Source organism: Bacillus sp. SRI_025, from assembly GCF_057592095.1.
Window position 1 is genome coordinate 1 of sequence record NZ_JBYEGB010000008.1, and the last position, 24311, is coordinate 24311.

A 24311-nucleotide genomic window follows, 5' to 3' on the forward strand; every position below is an offset into this window, starting at 1 on the left:
GTTTTTTGGAGGTTTGGCACCATATAAATGTGGAAATAATATTGTTAGTTGAGCGATTATCTTGAAAAATCGACCGAAAAAATTTATAGTAAGATTAAAGTCAAATATAGTCAAAGTCAATGGAGGAGGAGGCGGAGTGGCACAAAATATTTCTGATATCATCGAGCAGTATTTGAAGGAAGTCTTGGATCAGAACGGTCGAGAAATATTAGAAATTAAACGCAATGAAATTGCAGATAAGTTTCAATGCGTACCTTCACAAATTAACTATGTTATCAATACACGCTTTACGAGCGAGAGAGGCTATATCGTTGAAAGTAAGCGTGGCGGCGGTGGCTATATCCGCATCATTAAAGTCAAAATGAATGATGAAGTGGACTTATTGAACAACATTATTTCCCAAATATATCATCGTTTATCACAGGCTGCATCTGATCACATCATCATGCGTCTTGTTGAAAATAACATTTTATCTGAAAGAGAAGCTAAGATGATGATTAGTGTCATGGACCGTTCTGTATTGCATATTGATTTACCTGAACGTGATGAACTCCGGGCTCGGATGATGAAAGCGATGTTAAATGCTTTGAAATTAAAGTAAAGCGGGTGAAAAGATTGATTTGTCAAGAATGTAATGAGAGACCAGCCACTTTTCACTTTACGAAAGTTATAAATGGAGAAAAACAAGAAATGCACATATGTGAACAATGTGCAAAAGAAAACAGTGATTCATATGCTATGAGTGGAAACCAAGGTTTCTCGATTCACAACTTATTATCAGGCTTATTAAATATTGATCCTAGCTTCACCACAAGTGCTAACAAGAGCTCGTCTATTTTTCAAGAAGCAAAAGAAGTGGATCAATGTCCTAAGTGTGGCTTAACCTTTCAGCAGTTCAGAAAAACAGGCCGATTTGGCTGTGCAGAATGCTATCGTACATTTGATCAGTATCTGAACCCTGTTTTACGGAAAGTCCATAGTGGAAATACAGTCCATAATGGGAAAGTCCCAAAACGAATTGCCGGCAGCCTGCATGTCCGCCGGAAACTTGAGTTAATGCAGCAAGAGCTGAAGCAGCTGATTGAACAGGAAGAGTTCGAAAAAGCAGCGGAAGTTCGAGATCAAATTCGTGCATTAGAGCATGAGCAATCTCAGCAGAGGGAGGGAGATTAACGACATGTCGCTCCAGCATTTTATTCAAGACGCTCTAAGTCAGTGGATGAAACAAAAAGGACCAGAAAGTGACATTGTTCTAAGCAGTCGAATCCGGCTAGCGCGCAATCTAGAGCATGTTCGTTTCCCAACTCAGTTTTCTCAAGAAGAAGCTGAAGCTGTTCTCCAGCAATTCGAGCAAAAGTTTGCTAGCCAGGAAGTGAAGGACATTGGAAACTTTGTTCTGATTCGAATGAATGAAACGCAGCCTTTAGCAAAGAGGGTACTTGTTGAAAAACATTTGATCAGCCCCAATTTAGCTGAATCAAGATTTGGCGGCTGTTTGCTTTCTGAAAATGAAGAAATCAGTGTGATGTTGAATGAAGAAGACCATATTCGAATCCAATGTTTATTCCCAGGTTTTCAGCTAGCCAATGCACTAAAAGCGGCTAATCAGGTAGATGACTGGATTGAAGAGCAAGTGGATTATGCATTTTCTGAAAAGCGAGGATACTTAACAAGCTGTCCGACTAATGTAGGTACAGGTATTAGGGCTTCGGTCATGATGCATTTACCGGCATTAGCGCTCACAAGACAAATGAATCGCATTATTCCTGCCATTAATCAATTAGGTCTTGTGGTCAGAGGAATTTATGGTGAGGGCAGCGAAGCAATAGGGAACATCTTTCAAATTTCAAATCAAATGACACTTGGTCAATCAGAAGAAAACATTGTAGATGACTTGAATAGTGTGACTGCTCAGCTCATTGAACAAGAGCGATCTGCACGAAAAGCATTATATCAAACATCTAAAATTGAACTTGAGGACAGAGTGTACCGGTCCTTAGGGATTTTGGCCAATTGTCGTATGATTGAATCAAAAGAAACAGCAAAGTGTTTGTCAGATGTGCGGCTTGGAATAGATTTAGGTATCATTAAGGGGCTTTCAAGTAATATACTGAATGAACTCATGATTTTGACCCAGCCTGGCTTCCTTCAACAATATTCAGGAGGAGCCTTGGAGCCAAATGAACGAGATATAAAACGAGCAGCGATTATTAGAGAAAGGCTGCGCTTAGAAATGCATAGGAATGGACAGGAGGATGAAACGATATGATGTTTGGAAGATTCACTGAAAGAGCTCAAAAGGTATTAGCACTTGCACAAGAAGAAGCCATTCGCCTAGGCCATAAGAATATTGGTACTGAGCACATTTTACTTGGCCTTGTACGTGAAGGGGAGGGCATTGCTGCCAAAGCGTTAGAAGCACTGGGCCTTGTTTCAGATAAAATCCAAAAAGAAGTCGAAAGCTTGATTGGAAGAGGGCAAGAGGTGTCTCAAGCTATTCCTCATTATACGCCTAGAGCGAAGAAGGTCACTGAGCTTTCAATGGATGAAGCAAGAAAGCTAGGTCATTCCTATGTAGGGACAGAACATATTCTATTAGGTCTTATTCGTGAGGGAGAGGGTGTCGCTGCCCGTGTCTTAAATAACCTCGGAGTGAGCTTAAATAAAGCACGTCAGCAAGTCCTGCAGCTGCTTGGAAGCAATGAAACAGGTGCATCTGCGGCAGGCTCTAATAGCAATGCAAATACACCAACACTTGATAGCTTGGCAAGAGATTTGACTGCTATCGCAAAAGAGGACAGCTTGGACCCAGTCATTGGCCGAAGCAAAGAAATTCAACGTGTCATTGAGGTCCTAAGTAGAAGAACAAAAAATAACCCTGTGCTGATTGGTGAGCCTGGTGTTGGTAAAACAGCCATCGCAGAAGGTCTTGCACAGCAAATTATTCATAACGAAGTGCCTGAAATCCTGCGTGATAAACGAGTGATGACACTGGATATGGGAACTGTTGTAGCTGGAACGAAATATCGTGGTGAATTCGAGGATCGTTTGAAAAAAGTCATGGACGAAATTCGTCAGGCAGGAAATATCATTCTCTTTATCGATGAGCTTCATACACTCATTGGTGCTGGTGGAGCAGAGGGTGCGATTGATGCGTCTAATATTCTAAAACCATCTTTAGCACGTGGTGAGCTTCAATGTATTGGGGCGACAACGTTAGATGAGTATCGTAAATACATTGAAAAGGATGCTGCGCTTGAACGACGTTTCCAGCCAATTCAAGTAGATCAGCCTTCTGTTGATGAGAGTATTCAAATCTTAAGAGGACTTAGAGATCGGTATGAAGCACATCACCGTGTGTCTATTACAGATGAAGCGATTGAGGCGGCGGTGAAGCTGTCTGACCGTTATATCTCTGACAGATTCCTTCCAGATAAGGCGATTGATTTAATTGATGAGGCAGGTTCGAAAGTCCGTTTGCGTTCGTTCACAACACCGCCTAACCTAAAAGAACTAGAGCAAAAGTTGGATGAAGTACGCAAGGAAAAGGATGCGGCAGTTCAAAGTCAAGAATTTGAAAAAGCAGCTTCTCTTCGCGATACAGAGCAGCGTTTGCGTGAAAAAGTAGAAGTCACAAAGAAATCATGGAAAGAAAAGCAGGGACAAGAGAATTCAGAGGTATCTGTAGATGATATCGCAATGGTTGTTTCCAGCTGGACGGGAGTGCCTGTTGCAAAAATTGCTCAAACGGAGACAGATAAGCTTCTGAATATGGAACAATTGCTCCACTCTCGTGTGATTGGGCAGGATGAAGCGGTTGTCGCTGTTGCAAAAGCGGTGAGACGTGCGCGTGCTGGCCTGAAAGATCCGAAGCGTCCAATCGGCTCCTTTATCTTCTTAGGGCCAACAGGGGTAGGTAAAACGGAGCTTGCAAGAGCACTCGCCGAGTCTATTTTCGGTGATGAAGAAGCAATGATCCGTATTGATATGTCTGAATACATGGAGAAACACTCTACATCCAGACTTGTTGGGTCACCTCCAGGATATGTCGGTTATGATGAAGGTGGACAGCTGACTGAAAAAGTGAGAAGAAAACCTTATTCTGTCGTTCTATTAGACGAGATTGAAAAGGCGCATCCAGATGTATTTAATATCTTACTGCAAGTATTAGAAGATGGTCGTCTGACTGATTCTAAAGGGCGTACCGTTGACTTTAGAAATACGATTTTGATCATGACATCAAACGTTGGAGCTAGTGAGTTGAAGCGTAATAAATACGTTGGCTTTAACGTGCAGGATGAAAGTCAAAATTACAAGGATATGAAAGGCAAAGTGATGGGCGAGTTGAAACGTGCATTTAGACCTGAGTTTATCAACCGTATTGATGAAATCATTGTCTTCCACTCGCTAGAGAAGAAACATCTAAAAGAGATCGTGTCTCTCATGTCTGATCAATTGACAAAACGATTAAAAGAACAAGACCTATCAATTGAATTGACGGAAGCAGCAAAAGCGAAGATTGCCGACGAAGGAGTAGATCTTGAGTACGGTGCGCGTCCGTTAAGAAGAGCGATTCAAAAGCATGTAGAAGATCGACTTTCTGAGGAGCTTCTGAAGGGCAATATTGAAAAAGGTCAACATATCGTATTAGATGTGGAAGATGGAGAAATTGTCGTAAAAGCGACGGCTGCTACGAACTAATATAGTAAGAAAAAAGTGTGAGGCATACCAGCAAGGTGTATGCCTCCCTTTACTTATTTTCTGACCAGTATAAGGAGTTGTATTCTTCAATCTATGGCTAAGACAAAATCAAAATTTATATGCCAATCGTGCGGTTATGAGTCAGCCAAATGGATGGGGAAATGTCCAGGCTGCGGCACGTGGAACAGTATGACAGAAGAGGTCGTTCGCAAAGAGCCGGCAAACCGTCGTAGTGCTTTTAATCATTCTGTTCAAACCATTCAAAAACCTTCACCTATATCTGCAATTGAAACATCCGAAGAACCCCGAATTAAAACGAATTTAGAAGAATTTAACCGAGTATTAGGAAGTGGAATTGTCAAAGGCTCTCTTGTTCTCATTGGCGGAGATCCTGGGATTGGGAAGTCCACTTTATTATTACAAGTATCAGCACAGCTCTCAGACAAAAATCAGAATGTGTTGTACATATCTGGTGAGGAGTCCATTAAACAAACGAAGCTAAGAGCGGACCGCCTTGGTATTGAAAGCGCCTCTTTACATGTTTTGGCTGAAACCGATATGGAGTATATAACGTCTGCTATACAGGAGATGAAACCTGCTTTTGTTGTGGTGGATTCGATTCAAACCGTTTATCAAAGCGATATCACGTCAGCTCCCGGCTCTGTATCTCAAGTAAGAGAATGTACAGCACAGCTGATGAAAATTGCCAAGACAAATGGGATTCCTATTTTTATCGTTGGTCACGTGACCAAAGAAGGCTCGATCGCAGGTCCGCGACTTTTAGAGCATATGGTGGACACGGTTCTTTATTTTGAAGGCGAGCGTCATCATACATTTCGTATCTTACGGGCGGTCAAAAACCGATTTGGTTCAACGAATGAATTGGGGATTTTTGAAATGAGAGAGGAAGGACTCACGGAAGTATTAAACCCATCAGAAATCTTTTTAGAAGAGCGGTCGGCAGGTGTATCTGGTTCGTGTGTTGTTGCCTCAATGGAAGGAACAAGACCCGTACTTGTCGAGATACAGGCATTAATTTCCCCGACAAGCTTTGGAAATCCGCGAAGAATGGCCACTGGCCTTGATCATAATCGAGTATCGCTGCTCATGGCAGTTTTAGAAAAACGCGTGGGGCTGCTCTTGCAAAACCAAGATGCGTATTTAAAGGTCGCAGGCGGTGTGAAGCTTGACGAACCGGCGATTGACTTAGCTATTGCCGTCAGTATTGCATCAAGCTTTAAAGACGCAGCGCCGCATCAAGCGGATTGCTTTATAGGAGAGGTCGGTCTGACGGGAGAAGTCAGAAGAGTATCAAGAATTGAACAGCGAGTGCAGGAAGCTGCGAAACTAGGATTTAAGCGAATGTTTATTCCTCAGGCGAATATAGACGGATGGAAAAAGCCGAGAGGGATTGAGTTAGTTGGTGTAGAAAATGTAGCGGAGGCACTTCGAATTTCACTAGGGGGATCATAGGAATGGAAAAAGAGAAAAAAGGAGCGAGAGAACTCGATCTCTTAGATATTGTACAGTTTGTGGCACCAGGAACACCTCTGCGGGCAGGGATTGAAAACGTCTTGAGAGCCAATACTGGCGGGCTCATTGTTGTTGGTTATAATGACAAAGTAAAGAGTGTGGTAGATGGAGGATTTCACATTAATTCTGCCTTCTCTCCAGCACATTTATATGAATTGGCGAAGATGGACGGGGCTATTATTCTTAGCGATTCTGGTCAAAAAATCTTGTATGCGAATACACAGCTGATGCCAGATGCCACCATCCATTCATCGGAAACAGGCATGAGGCACCGGACGGCTGAACGTGTAGCGAAGCAGACAGGCTGCTTAATCATCGCCATTTCTGAACGGAGGAACGTCATTACCTTATACCAAGGGAATCGTCGTTATACGCTGAAAGATATTGGTTTTATTTTAACAAAGGCGAATCAAGCCATTCAAACACTTGAGAAATATAAAACCATTTTAGATCACGCCATTTCTGCGTTAAGCGCCCTAGAATTTGAAGAGCTTGTGACCTTTGGTGATGTATTATCCGTGCTGCACCGCTACGAAATGGTTCTTAGAATCAAAAATGAAATCAATATGTATATCAAAGAGCTTGGAACAGAGGGACACTTGATCCGTCTGCAAGTCAATGAGCTGATTACAGATATGGAGCAGGAAGCGGCTTTATTTATTAAAGATTACGTGAAAGAAAAGATCAAAGATCCGTATGTGCTGCTTAAACAACTTCAAGATATGTCGAGCTTTGAGCTTTTAGATGATTCCATTCTGTACAAGTTACTTGGATATCCAGCTTCTACAAATATTGACGAATATGTGTACACAAGAGGATACAGGTTGCTCCATAAAATCCCTAGACTGCCAATGCCGATCGTTGAAAATGTGGTTGAAGCATTCGGTGTGCTAGATCGAATTATGGAAGCGGATGTACAAGAATTGGATGAAGTAGAAGGAATTGGAGAAGTAAGAGCGAAAAAGATAAAAAAAGGATTAAAAAGGTTACAAGAAAAACATTATATCGACCGTCAGCTTTAAGAAGAGAAATTTTTCTCTATTACGGTTAAAAATGGATGAATATGGGTATATTAATGATGGTTTTGTTTTCTGTTGCTCATGATAGGAAACTTAAACATATATCAATGTCAGATGAAGGTGGATTGACAGATGAAAAATAAAGGAGGTGAAGGTATGTTAAAAAGAATCGTTCAGGCGTTTTTTATCATTTTTGGTGCAGTTGTGGGGATTTTTATCATTCCAGAGTTATTTCTGCTTTTAAATGTAAAGGACATACCTTTCATAACAAATGCTTACTCTTCAGCACTAATAGGAGCCGCTGTATTCTTGATCATCGGCAAATGGTGCACAGGTTATGTGGTAAATTGGGTGAAATGGATCGAGGATTCTCTATTGAAGGCGCCTCTTCCTGATCTTATATCTGGAAGTTTCGGATTAGTATTTGGACTTATTCTAGCATATCTTATTGTAAACGTGATCCCGCTAAACAATATCCCATATCATATTTTTGGTACCATTATTCCGATTTTCCTGGCTTTCTTTTTAGGATACCTTGGGTTTCAGGTAGGCTTTAAGAAGAAGGATGAAATGATGGGGCTGTTCTCCCGGTCTGCAAAGGTCAGCAAGAAAAAAGGAGCAGCTGATGATGAACCTGAAATAGAAGATAAAAAGCTGAAAATTTTAGACACAAGTGTTATCATTGATGGAAGAATCGCAGATATTTGCCAAACTGGATTCTTAGAAGGCGTCATGGTTATTCCTCAATTTGTACTCGAGGAATTACAGCATATTGCAGACTCCTCAGATGTATTAAAGAGAAATAGAGGCCGGAGAGGTCTTGATATTTTAAATCGTATTCAAAAAGAGTTGGATATTAAAGTTGAAATTTACGAAGGTGACTTCGAAGACATTCAAGAGGTTGATAGCAAGCTTGTGAAGCTCGCGAAATTAACTTCAGGTGTTGTTGTGACCAATGATTTTAATTTAAATAAAGTATGCGAACTTCAAAAAGTAGCAGTGTTAAACATCAATGATCTAGCCAATGCGGTTAAACCGGTTGTACTGCCTGGGGAAGAAATGAAGGTACAGGTCATCAAAGATGGGAAAGAGCATAACCAAGGTGTTGCTTACCTAGATGACGGTACGATGATTGTGGTCGAAGAAGGACGCAATTACATTGGAAAAGACATCGATGTACTCGTCACAAGTGTGCTGCAGACTGCTGCTGGAAGAATGATTTTTGCGAAGCCAAAACTTCTGGAGAAGGCGCTCTAAAGGGAGAACGAACATGTATTATGAAGTAGTTATTCCGGCTGCGGGGCAGGGGAAACGAATGAAGGCCGGCCGCAATAAGCTTTTTATCGAGCTGAAAAGAATGCCGGTCATCATTCATACATTAAAGGTGTTTGACGCTCATTCACAATGCAAACGCATGATCCTAGCGATCAATGAGGAGGAGCGTCAAGACTTTGAAAGGCTACTCAAGGTACACGCTTTTCAAACGCCTGTTTCACTTGTCACTGGCGGTGAAGAACGTCAGCAAAGTGTATACGAAGGATTAAAGGCTGTGAAAGATGCGGACATCGTGCTTGTTCATGATGGGGCAAGGCCTTTTATTAAGCATACACAGATTGACTTGCTCGTTAAAGCAGCGATTGAAAAAGGCTCCGCAGTTGTAGCGGTACCAGTGAAAGACACAATCAAACGCGTTCAAGAAGGAAAAGTGGAACAAACCATTGAACGTCAGAGCTTGTGGGCGGTTCAGACCCCACAAGCTTTTCGTCATTCTATTTTAAAAGAGGCGCATGAACATGCGGAGCGGACAGGCTTCCTTGGAACAGATGACGCCAGTCTTGTTGAACAATTACATGGCGAGAATGTGTATATTGTCCAAGGAGACTATACCAATATTAAGCTGACAACACCGGATGATTTATTGGTTGCCAAGGCAATTATGGATGCGGAAAGAGGGTAATAGATCATGTTGAGAATAGGACAAGGCTTTGATGTACATCAATTAACAGAGGGAAGACCTCTGATTATCGGCGGGGTCACCATCCCTTATGAAAAGGGACTGCTAGGGCATTCAGACGCTGACGTACTGCTTCACACAGTGGCAGATGCCTGCCTGGGTGCGATTGCTGAAGGAGATATCGGCAGACATTTCCCAGACACAGATCCTGAGTTTAAGGATGCAGATTCTTTTAAATTATTGCAGCATGTGTGGGCACTTGTGAAAGAAAAAGGTTACACACTTGTGAATATTGACTGCACCATCATGGCTCAAAAACCAAAAATGGCACCTTACATTCAACCAATGTGTGAGAAAATCGCAGAAGCACTTGAGGCAGATGTCACACAGGTGAACGTCAAAGCAACAACGACAGAGAAACTCGGATTTACAGGAAGAGGCGAAGGAATTGCCTCTCAGGCAACAGTGCTTCTTCAGAAAAAGTAAAATCCATTTTGATGAGAATGGGTTTTGATGATAAAATACGTTTATAAAAAATTGGTGTCAGACAACATGATGCAGATGAAAGGAAGTTAAACTCATGGGAAATGAAGTGCGTGTTCGTTATGCACCGAGTCCAACTGGTCATTTACATATTGGGAATGCTAGAACGGCTCTTTTCAACTATTTGTTCGCACGCAGCCAAGGCGGCAAATTTATTATTCGAATCGAGGATACGGATCAAAAGCGTAATGTAGAAGGCGGGGAGGAAAGCCAGCTTCGCCACCTGCAATGGCTCGGTATTGATTGGGATGAGAGCATTGATAAAGATGGCGGTTACGGTCCTTACAGACAATCAGAGCGAAATGATATTTACAAAAAATATTATGACGAGCTCTTAGAGAAGGACTTGGCGTATAAGTGCTATTGTACGGCTGAAGAGCTAGAGGCAGAGCGTGAAGCACAAATCGCCCGCAGTGAAATGCCTCGATATTCTGGTAAATGCAGTCATTTATCAAAAGAAGAAGAGGACAAGCTGGTTGCTGAAGGAAGAGAGCCAAGCATCCGCTTCCGAGTGCCAAAAGGAGAAATCATCAAATTTGACGACATGGTTAAAGGCGATATTTCGTTTGAAACAGACGGCATCGGTGACTTTGTTATTGTGAAGAAAGATGGCACGCCAACTTATAACTTTGCCGTAGCCGTGGATGATTATTTGATGAAAATGACTCACGTTCTTCGCGGAGAGGATCATATTTCAAATACGCCTAAACAAATTATGGTTTTTAATGCATTTGGCTGGGATGTTCCGCTATTCGGACATATGACGTTGATTGTGAACGAGAACCGCAAGAAATTAAGTAAACGTGATGAATCAATTATTCAATTCATCGAGCAATATAAGAATTTAGGATATTTACCTGAAGCTCTGTTTAACTTCATTGCATTACTTGGATGGTCTCCAGTAGGCGAAGAAGAACTGTTTACAAAAGAGCAATTCATCGACATTTTCGATGTGAATCGACTTTCTAAGTCACCAGCTCTATTTGATATGCATAAACTAAAATGGGTGAACAACCAATACGTGAAAGCACTTGATCTTGATCAGGTTGTGGCACTAACACTTCCGCATCTTCAAAAAGCAGGCAAGGTAAGTGAGCAGCTGACAGAAGAAGAAAACACGTGGGTACGCAAGCTTATTTCTCTGTATCACGAACAATTAAGCTACGGAGCAGAAATTGTTGAGTTAACAGAGTTGTTCTTTAAGGAGCAAATTGAGTATAATCAAGAGGCAAAGGAAGTTCTAGCAGAGGAGCAAGTACCAGAAGTCATGGCATCTTTTGCAGGTCAGCTTGAACAGCTTGAGTCTTTCACACCTGATGAAATCAAGGCTGCCATTAAAGCGGTACAAAAAGAAACAGGGCATAAAGGCAAGAAACTATTCATGCCGATTCGTGTGGCTGTCACAGGACAAACGCATGGCCCAGAACTTCCGCAAAGTATTGAATTACTAGGTAAAGAAACGGTATTAAACCGCATTAAACAAATATAAGGAAATCGTTGCGAGGGAGAAGTACAATGTACTCGTCCATCACAGAAAGAGTCTCCACCGGCTGAAAGAGACTTATGGGCAGACGTTGGAAATGCACCCTCAAGACCCTTGAGGAACACGTACGTTAGTATGCAAGGGCGGTATCCTCCGTTATGGGATTAAGTTGAGAAGGCTGAAAGATAAGTGGCTTTCTAAACAGAGTGGAACCGCGTTTTCAAAACGTCTCTGTCATTTGGCAGAGGCGTTTTTTATTTGTCCAAAAAAAGAGAGCAAGTCCTAAGAGAGATTGATGGGGAAGAACGGGGGGAGCATGTGTTTTTCAAAATGCTGAAAGAAGATATTGATACTGTGTTTGATCAAGATCCTGCTGCTAGAAGCTATATTGAAGTAGTGCTAACCTATTCAGGGCTTCATGCGATTTGGGCTCACCGTATTGCGCACGCATTTTATAAGCGGAAGCTGTATTTTATTGCGCGAATCATTTCTCAGATCAGCCGTTTTTTCACAGGGGTAGAAATTCACCCGGCGGCAACCATTGGCAGGCGGTTCTTCATTGATCACGGCATGGGCGTTGTGATCGGGGAAACATGTGAAATTGGAGACAACGTCACTGTTTTCCAAGGCGTGACATTAGGGGGAACAGGGAAAGAAAAGGGAAAGCGGCATCCGACCATTTTAGACGATGCCCTTATTGCGACAGGTGCCAAGGTGCTTGGTTCCATTACAGTTGGAAAAGGAGCCAAGATTGGAGCGGGATCGGTCGTGTTAAAGGACGTACCCGACCATTCCACCGTTGTCGGTATACCTGGGCGAGTCGTCGTTCAAAATGGAAAGAAAATCAATCGTGATCTCAATCATCAAGATTTGCCAGATCCAATTTCCGATCGTTTTAAAGAATTGGAACGAGAAATGGAAAAGCTAAAAGGTGAGCTGGCTTCATTGAGCAGAAAGGAAGAACAATCATGACAATCAATATTTATAATACATTGACACGTAAGAAAGAAGAATTTGTCCCGCTTGAGCCAGGAAAGGTCAAGATGTATGTGTGCGGACCAACCGTTTATAACTACATTCATATCGGGAATGCTAGACCTGCTATTGTTTATGACACTGTACGTAAGTATTTAGAATACAGCGGTTACGATGTGAACTTTGTATCAAACTTTACAGATGTGGATGATAAACTCATCAAAGCAGCCAATGAACTCGGAGAAGATGTGCCGACAATTGCTGACCGGTTTATCCAAGCCTACTTTGAAGACGTTAGTGCACTAGGCTGCAAAAAAGCAGACCTTCACCCGCGAGTAACGGAAAACATGGATGATATCATTGCGTTTATTGCGACATTGATTGAAAAAGGCTACGCCTATGAAGCAGATGGCGACGTGTATTACAGCACACGCTCATTTGAAGGCTATGGAAAGCTTTCACATCAATCGATTGATGAACTGAAGACAGGTGCCCGTATTCGTGTAGGTGAAAAGAAGCGAGATGCACTGGACTTTGCCCTATGGAAGGCTGCAAAGGATCAGGAAATCTCATGGGATAGCCCATGGGGCGAAGGACGCCCAGGCTGGCACATCGAATGCTCGGCAATGGTCAAAAAATATTTAGGTGATACGATCGACATTCATGCTGGCGGACAGGATCTAACATTCCCGCACCATGAGAATGAAATTGCCCAATCTGAGGCTTTGACAGGGAAGCCTTTTGCGAAGTATTGGATGCATAACGGGTATATTAATATTGATAATGAAAAAATGTCAAAATCACTTGGCAACTTTGTGCTGGTGCATGACATTGTGAAAGAACAAGATCCTGATGTGCTCCGCTTCTTTATGTTGTCGGTTCACTATCGCCACCCAATTAACTACTCAATGGATTTATTAGAAAGTACAAAGAGTGCGTTTAACCGACTCAAAACATCGTATGCGAATTTACATCACCGTCTCGAGAGCAGCACGAATATCACGGAAGACAATGCTGAATGGCTGGCAAAAATTGAAGAACAGCGTGCGACATTTATTTCTGAAATGAATGATGACTTCAATACAGCAAATGCGATCTCTGTTTTATTCGAATTAGCGAAACAGGCGAATTATTATATGGAAAATGATCATACTTCGGAGGAAGTGATCAAGGCATTTATCGGCTTGTTCCAAGAAATTACGTCTGTTCTTGGCTTCTCATTAGAAGAAAAGCACACGCTTGACGAAGAGGTAGAAGCGTTAATTGAAAAACGTAATGAAGCTAGAAGAAATCGTGACTTTGCCCTATCTGATCAAATTCGTGACCAATTAAAGAACATGAATATTGTGTTGGAGGACACTCCTCAAGGTACTCGCTGGAAAAGAGGAGAATAGGCAATGTTGAATTTTGAAAAGCTGAAAGACGGTAAACAGTTGAACGGACTTGCGCTAGCTTATATGGGTGATGCCATTTTTGAAGTATATGTGAGGCATCACCTCCTCCAAACGGGGGCAACAAAACCAAATGAGCTGCACAAACGAGCAAGCAAAATTGTTTCAGCTAAATCACAGGCTGCTATTTTATTTACGCTTCAGCAGCAAGGCTTTTTCACTGAAGCAGAAGAAGCGGTGCTGAAAAGAGGAAGAAACGCAAAATCAGGCACAGTGCCTAAAAACACGGACGTTCAAACGTATCGTTATAGTACAGCGTTTGAAGCGCTCATGGGTTATTTATTTATCGAAAAGCAGGACGAACGCTTAGAAGAGCTGATTGGTCAGGCGATTGAAATCGGAACGTCAGGGAGGAAGACAAATGAGTCAGCAACATGATTATGTCATTGGGAAAAATGCAGTGATTGAGACACTGAAGTCAGATCGGGAGTTATACAAGCTCTGGATGGCAGAAAACACTGTAAAAGGACAAGCCCAGCAGGTCATTGAACTCGCTAAAAAGCAAAATATCACCATTCAGTATGTTCCGAGGAAAAAGCTTGATCAAATGGTTACAGGTCAGCACCAGGGAATCGTTGCACAAGTAGCAGCATATGAATATGCAGAATTGGACGATCTGTATCAAATCGCTGAAAAGCGCAATGAGCAGCCATTCTTTCTGATTTTAGATGAAATTGAAGATCCGCATAATTTAGGATCGATTATGCGTACGGCAGATGCTGTAGGGGCACACGGGATTGTCATTCCAAAAAGGAGAGCGGTCGGTCTAACAACAACAGTTGCTAAGGCATCCACTGGAGCAATTGAGCATATTCCTGTTGCAAAAGTGACCAATCTTTCAAGAGCCCTTGATGAAATGAAAGAAAGAGGAATCTGGGTTGCGGGAACAGATGCGTCTGCTAAACAGGATTACAGACAATTTGATGGTACAATGCCGCTGGCTCTTGTGATTGGGAGTGAAGGTAAAGGAATTGGCCGATTGATTAAGGAAAAGTGTGATTTTCTAATTAAACTGCCTATGGCCGGGAAGGTTACTTCTTTAAATGCATCAGTTGCCGCTGGTCTATTGATGTATGAAGTGTATCGAAAACGTTATCCGTTAGGAGAATAGAGATGGATATCCTCTTAGTCGATGGATACAACATGATAGGTGCATGGCCTCAGCTGCAGCACTTAAAGGAAAACAGCTTTGAAGAAGCCAGAGACGTGCTGATTCAACATTTAGCAGAATATCAAGCATACACAGGGTATCGAGTCATTGTCGTATTCGATGCCCATATGGTCAAAGGAATTGAAAAGAAGCGAACCAATCACCGAGTAGAGGTCATCTTTACGAGAGAGAATGAAACGGCGGATGAGCGGATTGAAAAGCTGGCGCAGGATTTGAATAATATTCGGACGCAAATTCATGTGGCAACCTCAGATTTTACGGAACAATGGGCTATTTTTGGACAAGGAGCTCTTCGGAAGTCGGCTCGTGAGCTTTTAAGAGAGATTGAAGTGATAGAACGAAAGATTGAAACGAGAGTCAAAAAGATTACTTCTGATAAACCAGCATCTAAGATTGAATTGTCAGAAGATGTATTGAAAACGTTTGAAAAATGGCGGCGCGGGAATCTGGAATAGCTTGACGATATTTCAACCATTAATGTATAATATTTCTATCTAGGTGCGGTCGGGGGGATCGAAGTGAATCTAAACAACAGCAAGGGTAAGTCCATCAGAGAGCAATTTTGCCAGTTGGAAGATGAACAAGTCATTGAAAGGGTTCATGTCGGAGATAGTGATGCGCTAGATTATTTAATAACGAAATACCGCAATTTTGTACGTGCGAAAGCAAGATCTTATTTCTTGATAGGAGCGGATCGAGAGGACATTGTCCAAGAGGGAATGATCGGACTTTATAAGTCTATCCGCGATTTCAGAGAGGACAAGCTTACTTCATTTAAGGCTTTTGCAGAGTTATGTATTACCCGCCAAATTATCACCGCAATTAAAACAGCTACTCGCCAAAAACATATCCCGTTAAATTCCTATGTATCATTAGACAAGCCGATCTACGATGAAGAATCGGACAGAACATTATTAGATGTCATTTCCGGTGCTAAAGCGCTTAACCCAGAAGACTTAATCATTAGCAAAGAAGAATTTGATGATATCGAAATGAAGATGGGTGAACTGCTTAGCGAGCTGGAAAGAAAGGTACTTGTGCTTTATCTTGATGGCAGATCCTATCAAGAGATTTCTGAAGATTTAAACCGTCATGTGAAATCAATTGATAACGCACTCCAAAGAGTAAAGAGAAAATTAGAGAAATATTTAGAGCTTCGCGAGATTAGTCTCTAATCAAACCTATATTGACAGCTTTTTCGACACTGTGATAAGGTACTAATGAAATGATGTCGAGAAAATAGGTGTAAATATGAGGAAAAAGATTACTCTAGCCTGTAAAGACTGCGGAAGCCGCAATTATACGACAATGAAAAGTGTTGCTTCAGCAGCTGAAAGATTAGAAGTTAAGAAATATTGCAAGACTTGTAATTCACATAAAACACATTTAGAAACGAAGTAAGATTTGCGTTCTTTATTCTGTGGAGGTCTTTTACATGCGTATTATCAGTTTCTTAAAAAGTGTCGGAAAAGAAATGAAAAAGGTCAGCTGGCCAAAGAAGAACGAAATGGTCCGCTACACAATCACTGTTATTTTAACAGTCGTATTCTTTGCAATCTTTTTCTCTTTTCTTGATATAGGAATCTCACAATTAATCGAATTAATTCATTAATACTTGAATAATGGTCTGCTGAACGTGCTATAATAGATCATAATATGACTTGCCAAAAAACCCGTTTTACGGGTTTTTTCAATTGCTTGAAAATATTTACCGGTACTCGAGATTCGTCAAATAGACATTATGAAATGTGGGGAGGGAAGGACTAAATAGTCCTGAACGAAAATGGAAAAGAATTGGTATGTTGTGCATACGTACTCTGGCTATGAAAACAAAGTAAAAGCGAACTTGGAAAAGCGTGTTGAATCAATGGGCATGCAGGATAAAATCTTCCGCGTCGTCGTACCAGAAGAAGAAGAAACGGATATTAAAAATGGTAAGAAAAAAGTCGTCAAAAAGAAAGTATTCCCTGGCTATGTCCTAGTGGAAATCGTGATGACTGACGACTCTTGGTATGTTGTTCGTAATACACCGGGTGTCACTGGATTCGTTGGATCAGCTGGGTCAGGCTCAAAGCCAACTGCGCTGCTGCCAGGCGAAGCTGAAACCATTCTGAAGAGAATGGGTCTTGAAGAACGCAAAACAGAAATCGACTTTGAGCTCAAAGAAACAGTTAAGGTTATCGATGGGCCGTTTGCTAACTTCACTGGCTCTATTGAAGAAATTGATTACGATAAAAGCAAAGTCAAAGTATTCGTTAATATGTTTGGTAGAGAAACACCTGTTGAACTTGAGTTCACGCAGATCGATAAATTGTAATTCAAAAGAGCTTGAAATGAGTGTATAGAAGTGGTAATATAGCAAAGGTACGTCTTGAGTTCACTCAAGATCGCTAGCTAGTTATTTCGTCATTCATATAAAGAATGAAGTTGTTGAGTGGGAGGGGGATTCCCCTATTACCACATCACGGACTTTAAGGAGGTGTGTCTCGTGGCTAAAAAAGTAGTTAAAGTTGTTAAATTGCAAATTCCTGCTGGAAAAGCTAACCCAGCTCCACCAGTTGGACCTGCACTAGGTCAAGCCGGTGTTAATATCATGGGATTCTGTAAGGAGTTTAACGCTCGTACAGCTGACCAAGCTGGTCTTATCATTCCTGTTGAAATTTCGGTTTTTGAAGACCGTTCATTTACATTTATTACTAAAACTCCACCTGCTGCAGTTTTACTTAAAAAAGCAGCTGGTATTGAGTCTGGTTCTGGTGAACCTAACCGTAATAAAGTGGCAACTGTTAAGCGTGATAAAGTACGCGAAATCGCGGAAACAAAAATGCCTGACTTAAACGCTGCTAGCGTTGAATCAGCTATGCGCATGGTTGAAGGTACTGCACGCAGTATGGGTATTGTCATCGAAGATTAATTTTTTGTCTTGTTGGGTTGCGAGTTTGGTTTTGACAAGTTCGCAACCCTTATTCGTGGGAGGTTATTCCGCTAAAACCACATAAGGAGGATTTTTATAATGGCTAAAAAAGGTAAAAAGTATGTAGAAGCTGCTAAGCTGATCGAACGTACTAAAGCGTATGATGTAGCTGAAGCTGTTTCTCTTACAAAAAAAGCAAATACAGCGAAATTTGATGCGACTGTAGAAGTTGCTTTTCGTTTGGGCGTAGACCCTCGTAAAAACGATCAACAAATCCGCGGTGCAGTTGTACTTCCTAACGGAACTGGTAAAACTCAACGCGTTCTTGTGTTCGCTAAAGGCGAAAAAGCAAAAGAAGCAGAAGCTGCTGGAGCAGACTACGTTGGAGATTCTGATTACATCACTAAAATCCAACAAGGTTGGTTCGAATTCGATGTAATCGTTGCGACACCTGACATGATGGGTGAAGTTGGTAAGATCGGTCGTGTACTTGGACCAAAAGGTCTTATGCCAAACCCTAAAACAGGAACTGTAACGTTTGAAGTTGAAAAAGCAATCAATGAAATCAAAGCTGGTAAAGTAGAATACCGCGTTGATAAAGCTGGTAACATCCACGCGCCAATCGGAAAGGTTTCTTTCGAGGACGAAAAGCTTGTTGAGAACTTTGCAACAATCTATGACACAATCCTTAAAGCAAAACCTGCAGCGGCTAAAGGTGTATACGTGAAAAACGTTTCTGTTACATCTACTATGGGCCCTGGCGTGAAAGTGGATCCATCTTCTTTCTCTGCAAAATAATTCTTGACTTATGACAACCATTTTGATAATATCAAAATGTTGTAAAATAGAATAATGTCCATTTATACCGTAGACAGCAGGGGCCTTATGGCTTAATTAACCCGCCGAGGTGTATATGTCACAGTCTTACGTTAACGTATGCTTGTATATACAGCCTCCATGTCTTAATGGAGGCTTTTTATATGGAGAACCGTTCGTTAGGAACGTGATGGCCTGATCGGTATAAGTGTTACACAAAGAATGTACAGGAGGTGTAACCATGAGCAATGCAATCGATACTAAAAAAGTTGTCGTTGATGAAATTACTTCTAAATTTAAAGATAGTATGTCTACTGTCATTGTAGATTACCGCGGTCTTTCAGTTTCTGAAGTGACTGAACTTCGTAAACAGCTTCGTGAAGCTGGCGTAGAATTCAAAGTTTACAAAAACACTTTGACTCGCCGTGCAGTTGAACAAGTTGAACTAACGGGTTTAAACGATTTCTTAACAGGTCCAAACGCTATCGCATTCAGTAACGAAGATGTTATCGCACCTGCGAAAATCATCAACGAATTTGCGAAAAGCCACGAAGCTTTAGAAATCAAAGCTGGTGTCATCGAAGGAAACGTAGCGACTGTAGAAGAAGTGAAGGCTCTTGCGGAACTTCCGTCTCGCGAAGGCTTACTTTCTATGTTGCTTAGCGTTCTTCAAGCTCCAGTTCGTAATCTTGCTCTTGCTACTAAAGCAGTTGCAGAACAAAAAGAAGAACAAGGCGCTTAATGCCTACTTTACGTTTACGTAAAAAAACTTAAAATGGAGGAATTACAAATGGCTTTAAATATCGAAGAAATCATTGCTTCAGTTAAAGAAGCAACTGTACTTGAGTTAAACGACTTAGTAAAAGCAATCGAAGAAGAATTTGGCGTAACTGCTGCTGCTCCTGTAGCTGTAGCTGCTGGTGGCGGTGCTGCTGCTGAAGAAAAAACTGATTTTGATCTAGTACTTGCTGGTGCTGGAGACCAAAAAATCAAAGTTATCAAAGTGGTTCGTGAAATCACTGGTCTTGGCTTGAAAGAAGCTAAAGAACTTGTTGACAACACTCCAAAACCACTTAAAGAAGGTATTGCTAAAGAAGAAGCTGAAGAACTTAAAGCTAAGCTTGAAGAAGTTGGCGCTTCTGTAGAAGTTAAGTAATCTTCGCCTAATCTTTTGGGAAAGCTCGCTTTTACTGGCGGGCTTTTTCTTTTCTAATCTCCTGAAACGATTGAATCCAGAGGAGGTCCATTCACCATGAGTGACCACTATTATACGGAAAAGCCATCAGTGAAAAGCAATAAACAGACATGGGACTTCACCTTGAGAAACCGTACCTTTACTTTTACAAGTGACAGTGGAGTGTTTTCTAAGAAAGAAGTCGACTTTGGTTCAAGGCTTTTAATTGAAGCTTTCGAAGAACCTGACTTGGATGGCGATGTCTTAGATGTCGGTTGCGGTTATGGACCGATCGGCTTATCGTTAGCAAACGAAATGACTAGCCGTACCATTCATATGATTGATGTGAACGAAAGAGCAGTCGAACTTTCAAAGGAAAACGCTAAACATAATCGCATTGATAATGTTCACATCTATCAAAGTGATTTGTTCTCGAATGTTCATTCCTCAGCTGCTTTTGCCTCTATACTGACCAATCCCCCAATACGGGCAGGGAAGAAAGTTGTACATGCGATCTTTGAAAAAAGTGCTGATCATTTATTGCCGGAAGGTGAGTTGTGGGTGGTTATTCAGAAAAAGCAAGGTGGACCATCTGCGATTGAAAAATTAGAGCAGCTCTTTGGAGAAGTCGAGGTTGTATTGAAAAAAAAGGGCTACTATATAATCAAAGCTAAAAAAGTTTGACGCAGTTTCCTAGCTGTGTTAACATTATAAAATGCCAATGTGTATATTTTGCTTGATAGGCTTAAAAAACAACTATTTTGTATAAATTATGCATACTTGGGAAAACTAATAAAATCGGTATTTGTTTTTGGATGTGGTTTTCTTATTTTAGAAACCCTTTTTTCTTTTGTCTTGTAAAAGTATTTCTTTACTGACATTTGAAAGACAGAAATACTTTTTACACATATAATACGCATGATTTGAGGGGTGAATCAGTTGACAGGTCAACTAGTTCAGTATGGACGACACCGCCAGCGCAGAAGCTACGCACGCATAAGCGAAGTGTTAGAATTACCAAATCTCATTGAAATTCAAACCTCTTCTTATCAGTGGTTTCTTGATGAGGGTCTTAGAGAGATGTTTCAAGATATATCCCCAATTGAGGATTTTACTGGTAACCTTTCTCTTGAATTCATTGATTACAGCCTAGGGGATCCTAAGTATCCTGTAGCAGAATCAAAAGAACGTGATGTAACTTACTCTGCTCCACTAAGAGTAAAAGTTCGTTTAATTAACAAAGAAACTGGAGAAGTAAAAGACCAAGATGTGTTCATGGGTGATTTTCCAATCATGACAGACACAGGTACTTTTATCATTAATGGTGCGGAACGTGTAATCGTTTCTCAGTTAGTGCGTTCTCCAAGTGTATATTTCAGTGGTAAAGTAGACAAAAACGGTAAAAAAGGTTTTACTGCGACTGTCATTCCAAACCGTGGCGCATGGTTAGAATACGAAACTGATGCGAAGGATGTAGTCTATGTACGCATCGATCGCACACGTAAGTTGCCGGTTACGGTTCTTTTGCGTGCTCTCGGCTTCAGCTCTGATCAAGAGATTCTTGACCTCATTGGCGAGAATGAATACTTACGCAACACGCTGGAAAAAGACAATACAGAGAATGCGGATAAAGCACTTCTCGAAATCTACGAGCGCCTCCGCCCTGGAGAGCCGCCAACTGTTGAAAATGCGAAAAGCTTGCTAGACTCTCGCTTCTTCGATCCGAAGAGATATGACCTAGCAAATGTTGGACGCTACAAGATTAATAAGAAGCTTCATATTAAAAATAGACTGTTCAATCAAAAATTGGCTGAAACGTTAGTTGACCCTGAAACAGGTGAAATTCTAGCAGAAAAAGGTCAAATTTTAGACAGAAGAGTTCTTGATAAAGTTCTTCCATACTTAGAAAACGGCATCGGATTTAGAAAGCTTTATCCTAATGGTGGCGTAGTAGAAGATGAAGTAGAACTTCAATCTATTAAGATTTATGCACCGTCTGATCAAGAAGGCGAGCAAGTGATTAACGTGATTGGAAATGCATATGTAGAGGAAGCTGTGAAAAACATCACGCCTTCTGACATCATTGCATCAATCAGTTACTTCTTCAACCTTCTTCATGGTGTAGGTGACACAGATGATATCGACCACCTTGGTAACCGTCGTCTGCGTTCCGTAGGTGAACTTCTGCAAAACCAATTCCGTATTGGTTTAAGCAGAATGGAGCGTGTTGTTCGTGAAAGAATGTCAATTCAAGACACAAACACAATCACACCTCAGCAGCTGATCAACATTCGTCCTGTGATCGCTTCTATCAAAGAGTTCTTTGGTAGTTCTCAGCTATCTCAGTTCATGGATCAAACAAACCCGCTTGCTGAATTGACGCACAAACGTCGTCTGTCAGCGCTTGGACCGGGTGGTTTGACACGTGAGCGTGCAGGAATGGAAGTTCGTGACGTTCACTACTCTCACTATGGACGTATGTGTCCGATTGAAACACCAGAGGGTCCAAACATTGGTTTGATCAACTCTCTATCTTCATTCGCAAAAGTGAATCGCTTCGGATTTATCGAAACACCTTACCGTCGGGTTGATCCTGAAACTGGTAAAGTGACACCGAGAATCGATTACTTAACTGCTGATGAAGAGGATAACTACGTAGTAGCACAAGCGAACGCTATATTAGGTGAAGATGGTTCGTTTATTGATGATAATATCATTGCTCGTTTCAGAGGGGAAAACACCGTTGTTCCTCGAAACCGCGTTGACTACATGGACGTTTCGCCAAAGCAGGTTGTTTCTGCAGCGACAGCATGTATCCCATTCTTAGAAAACGATGACTCTAACCGTGCTCTAATGGGAGCGAACATGCAGCGTCAGGCTGTGCCTTTGATGCAGCCAGAATCACCGATTGTTGGTACAGGTATGGAGTACGTATCAGGTAAAGACTCTGGTGCTGCTGTCATCTGCCGTTACCCAGGTGTTGTAGAACGCGTAGAAGCAAAAAATATTTGGGTTCGCCGTTATGAAGACGTTGACGGACAACAAGTCAAAGGAAACCTAGACAAATACAGCTTGCTGAAATTTGTCCGCTCTAACCAAGGGACTTGCTACAACCAGCGTCCTATCGTAAGTGTTGGAGATGAAGTCGTTAAAGGAGAAATCCTTGCAGACGGACCTTCTATGGAAAAAGGTGAATTGGCTCTAGGACGTAACGTCATGGTCGGCTTCATGACTTGGGACGGTTACAACTACGAGGATGCGATCATCATGAGTGAGCGCCTTGTAAAAGATGACGTCTACACGTCTATTCATATTGAAGAATATGAATCAGAAGCTCGTGATACAAAGCTTGGACCAGAAGAAATCACTCGTGATATTCCAAACGTTGGGGAAGATGCTTTACGCAACCTTGACGAGCGCGGAATCATCCGTATTGGTGCAGAAGTAAAAGACGGAGATCTTCTTGTAGGGAAAGTAACGCCTAAAGGTGTAACAGAACTAACAGCTGAAGAACGTCTATTACATGCAATCTTCGGTGAAAAGGCTCGTGAAGTGCGTGATACGTCTCTACGTGTTCCACACGGCGGCGGCGGAATTATCCACGATGTAAAAGTCTTTAACCGTGAAGATGGAGATGAATTACCTCCAGGTGTAAACCAGTTAGTCCGCGTATACATCGTTCAGAAGCGTAAGATTTCTGAAGGTGACAAAATGGCCGGACGACATGGTAACAAAGGGGTTATCTCTAAAATTCTTCCAGAAGAAGATATGCCGTATCTTCCAGACGGAACACCGATCGATATCATGTTGAACCCTCTAGGGGTACCATCTCGTATGAACATCGGTCAGGTACTTGAGCTTCATATGGGTATGGCTGCACGTTACCTTGGCATCCACATTGCGTCACCAGTATTTGATGGTGCGCGCGAGGAAGATGTTTGGGAAACGCTTGAAGAAGCAGGTATGTCCCGTGATGCGAAAACAGTCCTTTATGACGGTCGAACTGGTGAACCATTCGACAACCGTGTATCTGTCGGAATCATGTACATGATCAAACTGGCTCACATGGTTGACGATAAACTTCACGCTCGTTCAACTGGACCATACTCACTTGTTACGCAGCAGCCACTTGGCGGTAAAGCACAGTTTGGTGGTCAGCGTTTCGGAGAGATGGAAGTATGGGCACTTGAAGCTTACGGTGCAGCATATACACTTCAAGAGATCTTAACAGTTAAATCAGATGACGTTGTGGGTCGTGTGAAAACATACGAAGCCATCGTCAAAGGGGATAACGTACCTGAACCAGGTGTCCCTGAATCATTCAAAGTGTTAATCAAAGAACTTCAAAGTTTAGGTATGGATGTGAAAATCCTATCTGGCGATGAAGAAGAGATAGAAATGAGAGATTTAGAAGACGATGAGGAAACGAAGAAAGCAGACGGATTAGCGTTATCTAATGACGAAGATGCTGCAGACCTCGCACCTGTCGATCTTGAACGTGACGCAGTCACAAAAGAATAGCAGAAACGATTAGAGCAAGTGACTAGGGTATAACCCGAAGATTAAAAGGGAGGTAG

25 protein-coding genes and 2 other annotated features are annotated in these 24311 nt (G+C 41.7%); all 25 genes read left to right on the plus strand.

The genetic code is table 11. The features are described from left to right. Positions 1-136: 136 nt before the first annotated feature. The 25 genes from AC20OE_RS17765 (at position 137) to rpoB (ending at position 24255) form a co-directional block, all read left to right on the plus strand. Complete coding sequence (locus AC20OE_RS17765; RefSeq protein ID WP_003217184.1) at positions 137-601, plus strand: CtsR family transcriptional regulator; 465 nt, start codon at positions 137-139, stop codon at positions 599-601. Positions 602-615: 14 nt separating this feature from the next. Beyond that, on the plus strand, positions 616-1173 hold the full coding sequence (mcsA, locus tag AC20OE_RS17770) for a protein-arginine kinase activator protein McsA (RefSeq protein WP_064497446.1): 558 nt from the start codon (positions 616-618) through the stop codon (positions 1171-1173). A gap of 4 nt (positions 1174-1177) precedes the next feature. After that, positions 1178-2269, plus strand: coding sequence for a protein-arginine kinase McsB (mcsB, locus tag AC20OE_RS17775; protein WP_039175958.1), 1092 nt, complete (start codon positions 1178-1180; stop codon positions 2267-2269). Beyond that, the gene (gene clpC / locus AC20OE_RS17780; RefSeq protein ID WP_047203805.1) at positions 2266-4701 is read left to right on the plus strand and encodes an ATP-dependent protease ATP-binding subunit ClpC; all 2436 of its coding nucleotides are present in this window, start codon (positions 2266-2268) and stop codon (positions 4699-4701) included. The genes mcsB and clpC overlap by 4 nt, the downstream gene beginning before the upstream one ends. A 93-nt stretch (positions 4702-4794) precedes the next feature. Further along, positions 4795-6174, plus strand: a complete 1380-nt coding sequence (gene radA / locus AC20OE_RS17785) for a DNA repair protein RadA (protein WP_025092231.1) — start codon at positions 4795-4797, stop codon at positions 6172-6174. A gap of 2 nt (positions 6175-6176) precedes the next feature. Beyond that, positions 6177-7256 (plus strand): DNA integrity scanning diadenylate cyclase DisA, encoded by a 1080-nt coding sequence (gene disA, locus AC20OE_RS17790; protein ID WP_024425581.1) that lies wholly within the window; start codon positions 6177-6179, stop codon positions 7254-7256. Positions 7257-7409: 153 nt separating this feature from the next. Further along, on the plus strand, positions 7410-8510 hold the full coding sequence (locus AC20OE_RS17795) for a PIN/TRAM domain-containing protein (protein ID WP_047203808.1): 1101 nt from the start codon (positions 7410-7412) through the stop codon (positions 8508-8510). A gap of 13 nt (positions 8511-8523) precedes the next feature. After that, the gene (gene ispD, locus AC20OE_RS17800) at positions 8524-9210 is read left to right on the plus strand and encodes a 2-C-methyl-D-erythritol 4-phosphate cytidylyltransferase (RefSeq protein ID WP_041084742.1); all 687 of its coding nucleotides are present in this window, start codon (positions 8524-8526) and stop codon (positions 9208-9210) included. A gap of 6 nt (positions 9211-9216) precedes the next feature. Continuing rightward, positions 9217-9693, plus strand: a complete 477-nt coding sequence (gene ispF, locus AC20OE_RS17805) for a 2-C-methyl-D-erythritol 2,4-cyclodiphosphate synthase (RefSeq protein WP_003216928.1) — start codon at positions 9217-9219, stop codon at positions 9691-9693. Between the two features lie 94 nt (positions 9694-9787). Continuing rightward, on the plus strand, positions 9788-11239 hold the full coding sequence (gltX, locus tag AC20OE_RS17810) for a glutamate--tRNA ligase (protein ID WP_059376227.1): 1452 nt from the start codon (positions 9788-9790) through the stop codon (positions 11237-11239). Beyond that, positions 11239-11469, plus strand: a binding site (T-box leader). (Overlaps the previous gene by 1 nt.) Before the next feature lie 82 nt (positions 11470-11551). Then, complete coding sequence (gene cysE / locus AC20OE_RS17815) at positions 11552-12205, plus strand: serine O-acetyltransferase (protein ID WP_059376229.1); 654 nt, start codon at positions 11552-11554, stop codon at positions 12203-12205. Further along, on the plus strand, positions 12202-13602 hold the full coding sequence (gene cysS / locus AC20OE_RS17820; protein ID WP_034283904.1) for a cysteine--tRNA ligase: 1401 nt from the start codon (positions 12202-12204) through the stop codon (positions 13600-13602). The genes cysE and cysS overlap by 4 nt, the downstream gene beginning before the upstream one ends. 3 nt (positions 13603-13605) lie before the next feature. Further along, positions 13606-14037, plus strand: coding sequence for a Mini-ribonuclease 3 (locus AC20OE_RS17825; protein ID WP_024425587.1), 432 nt, complete (start codon positions 13606-13608; stop codon positions 14035-14037). Then, positions 14021-14770, plus strand: coding sequence for a 23S rRNA (guanosine(2251)-2'-O)-methyltransferase RlmB (rlmB, locus tag AC20OE_RS17830; protein ID WP_024425588.1), 750 nt, complete (start codon positions 14021-14023; stop codon positions 14768-14770). Before AC20OE_RS17825 ends, rlmB begins: the two co-directional genes overlap by 17 nt. A 2-nt stretch (positions 14771-14772) precedes the next feature. Further along, positions 14773-15285 (plus strand): ribosome-dependent mRNA decay endonuclease Rae1/YacP, encoded by a 513-nt coding sequence (rae1, locus tag AC20OE_RS17835; RefSeq protein WP_024425589.1) that lies wholly within the window; start codon positions 14773-14775, stop codon positions 15283-15285. Positions 15286-15348: 63 nt separating this feature from the next. Beyond that, positions 15349-16005 carry an RNA polymerase sporulation sigma factor SigH gene (gene sigH, locus AC20OE_RS17840; RefSeq protein WP_008345424.1) on the plus strand — a complete coding sequence of 219 codons (657 nt, stop codon included), beginning with the start codon at positions 15349-15351 and terminating at the stop codon, positions 16003-16005. Positions 16006-16081: 76 nt separating this feature from the next. Continuing rightward, the gene (gene rpmG / locus AC20OE_RS17845; RefSeq protein WP_008356502.1) at positions 16082-16231 is read left to right on the plus strand and encodes a 50S ribosomal protein L33; all 150 of its coding nucleotides are present in this window, start codon (positions 16082-16084) and stop codon (positions 16229-16231) included. A gap of 34 nt (positions 16232-16265) precedes the next feature. After that, positions 16266-16442 carry a preprotein translocase subunit SecE gene (gene secE / locus AC20OE_RS17850; protein WP_008345422.1) on the plus strand — a complete coding sequence of 59 codons (177 nt, stop codon included), beginning with the start codon at positions 16266-16268 and terminating at the stop codon, positions 16440-16442. Between the two features lie 171 nt (positions 16443-16613). Next, positions 16614-17147 carry a transcription termination/antitermination protein NusG gene (gene nusG / locus AC20OE_RS17855; RefSeq protein ID WP_003217197.1) on the plus strand — a complete coding sequence of 178 codons (534 nt, stop codon included), beginning with the start codon at positions 16614-16616 and terminating at the stop codon, positions 17145-17147. A gap of 171 nt (positions 17148-17318) precedes the next feature. Further along, complete coding sequence (rplK, locus tag AC20OE_RS17860; RefSeq protein WP_003216956.1) at positions 17319-17744, plus strand: 50S ribosomal protein L11; 426 nt, start codon at positions 17319-17321, stop codon at positions 17742-17744. 99 nt (positions 17745-17843) lie between these two features. Beyond that, positions 17844-18542 (plus strand): 50S ribosomal protein L1, encoded by a 699-nt coding sequence (rplA, locus tag AC20OE_RS17865; RefSeq protein WP_007496292.1) that lies wholly within the window; start codon positions 17844-17846, stop codon positions 18540-18542. A 49-nt stretch (positions 18543-18591) separates the two neighbouring features. Then, positions 18592-18732: a sequence feature (ribosomal protein L10 leader region), on the plus strand. A 69-nt stretch (positions 18733-18801) separates the two neighbouring features. Continuing rightward, the gene (gene rplJ / locus AC20OE_RS17870) at positions 18802-19302 is read left to right on the plus strand and encodes a 50S ribosomal protein L10 (protein WP_041084739.1); all 501 of its coding nucleotides are present in this window, start codon (positions 18802-18804) and stop codon (positions 19300-19302) included. Between the two features lie 48 nt (positions 19303-19350). Beyond that, a complete protein-coding gene (gene rplL, locus AC20OE_RS17875; RefSeq protein ID WP_008345418.1) occupies positions 19351-19716 on the plus strand; it encodes a 50S ribosomal protein L7/L12 in 366 nt (121 codons plus the stop codon). A gap of 96 nt (positions 19717-19812) precedes the next feature. Continuing rightward, on the plus strand, positions 19813-20418 hold the full coding sequence (locus AC20OE_RS17880) for a class I SAM-dependent methyltransferase (RefSeq protein WP_039175972.1): 606 nt from the start codon (positions 19813-19815) through the stop codon (positions 20416-20418). A 255-nt stretch (positions 20419-20673) separates the two neighbouring features. After that, a complete protein-coding gene (gene rpoB / locus AC20OE_RS17885; protein WP_003217223.1) occupies positions 20674-24255 on the plus strand; it encodes a DNA-directed RNA polymerase subunit beta in 3582 nt (1193 codons plus the stop codon). Positions 24256-24311: the final 56 nt, after the last annotated feature.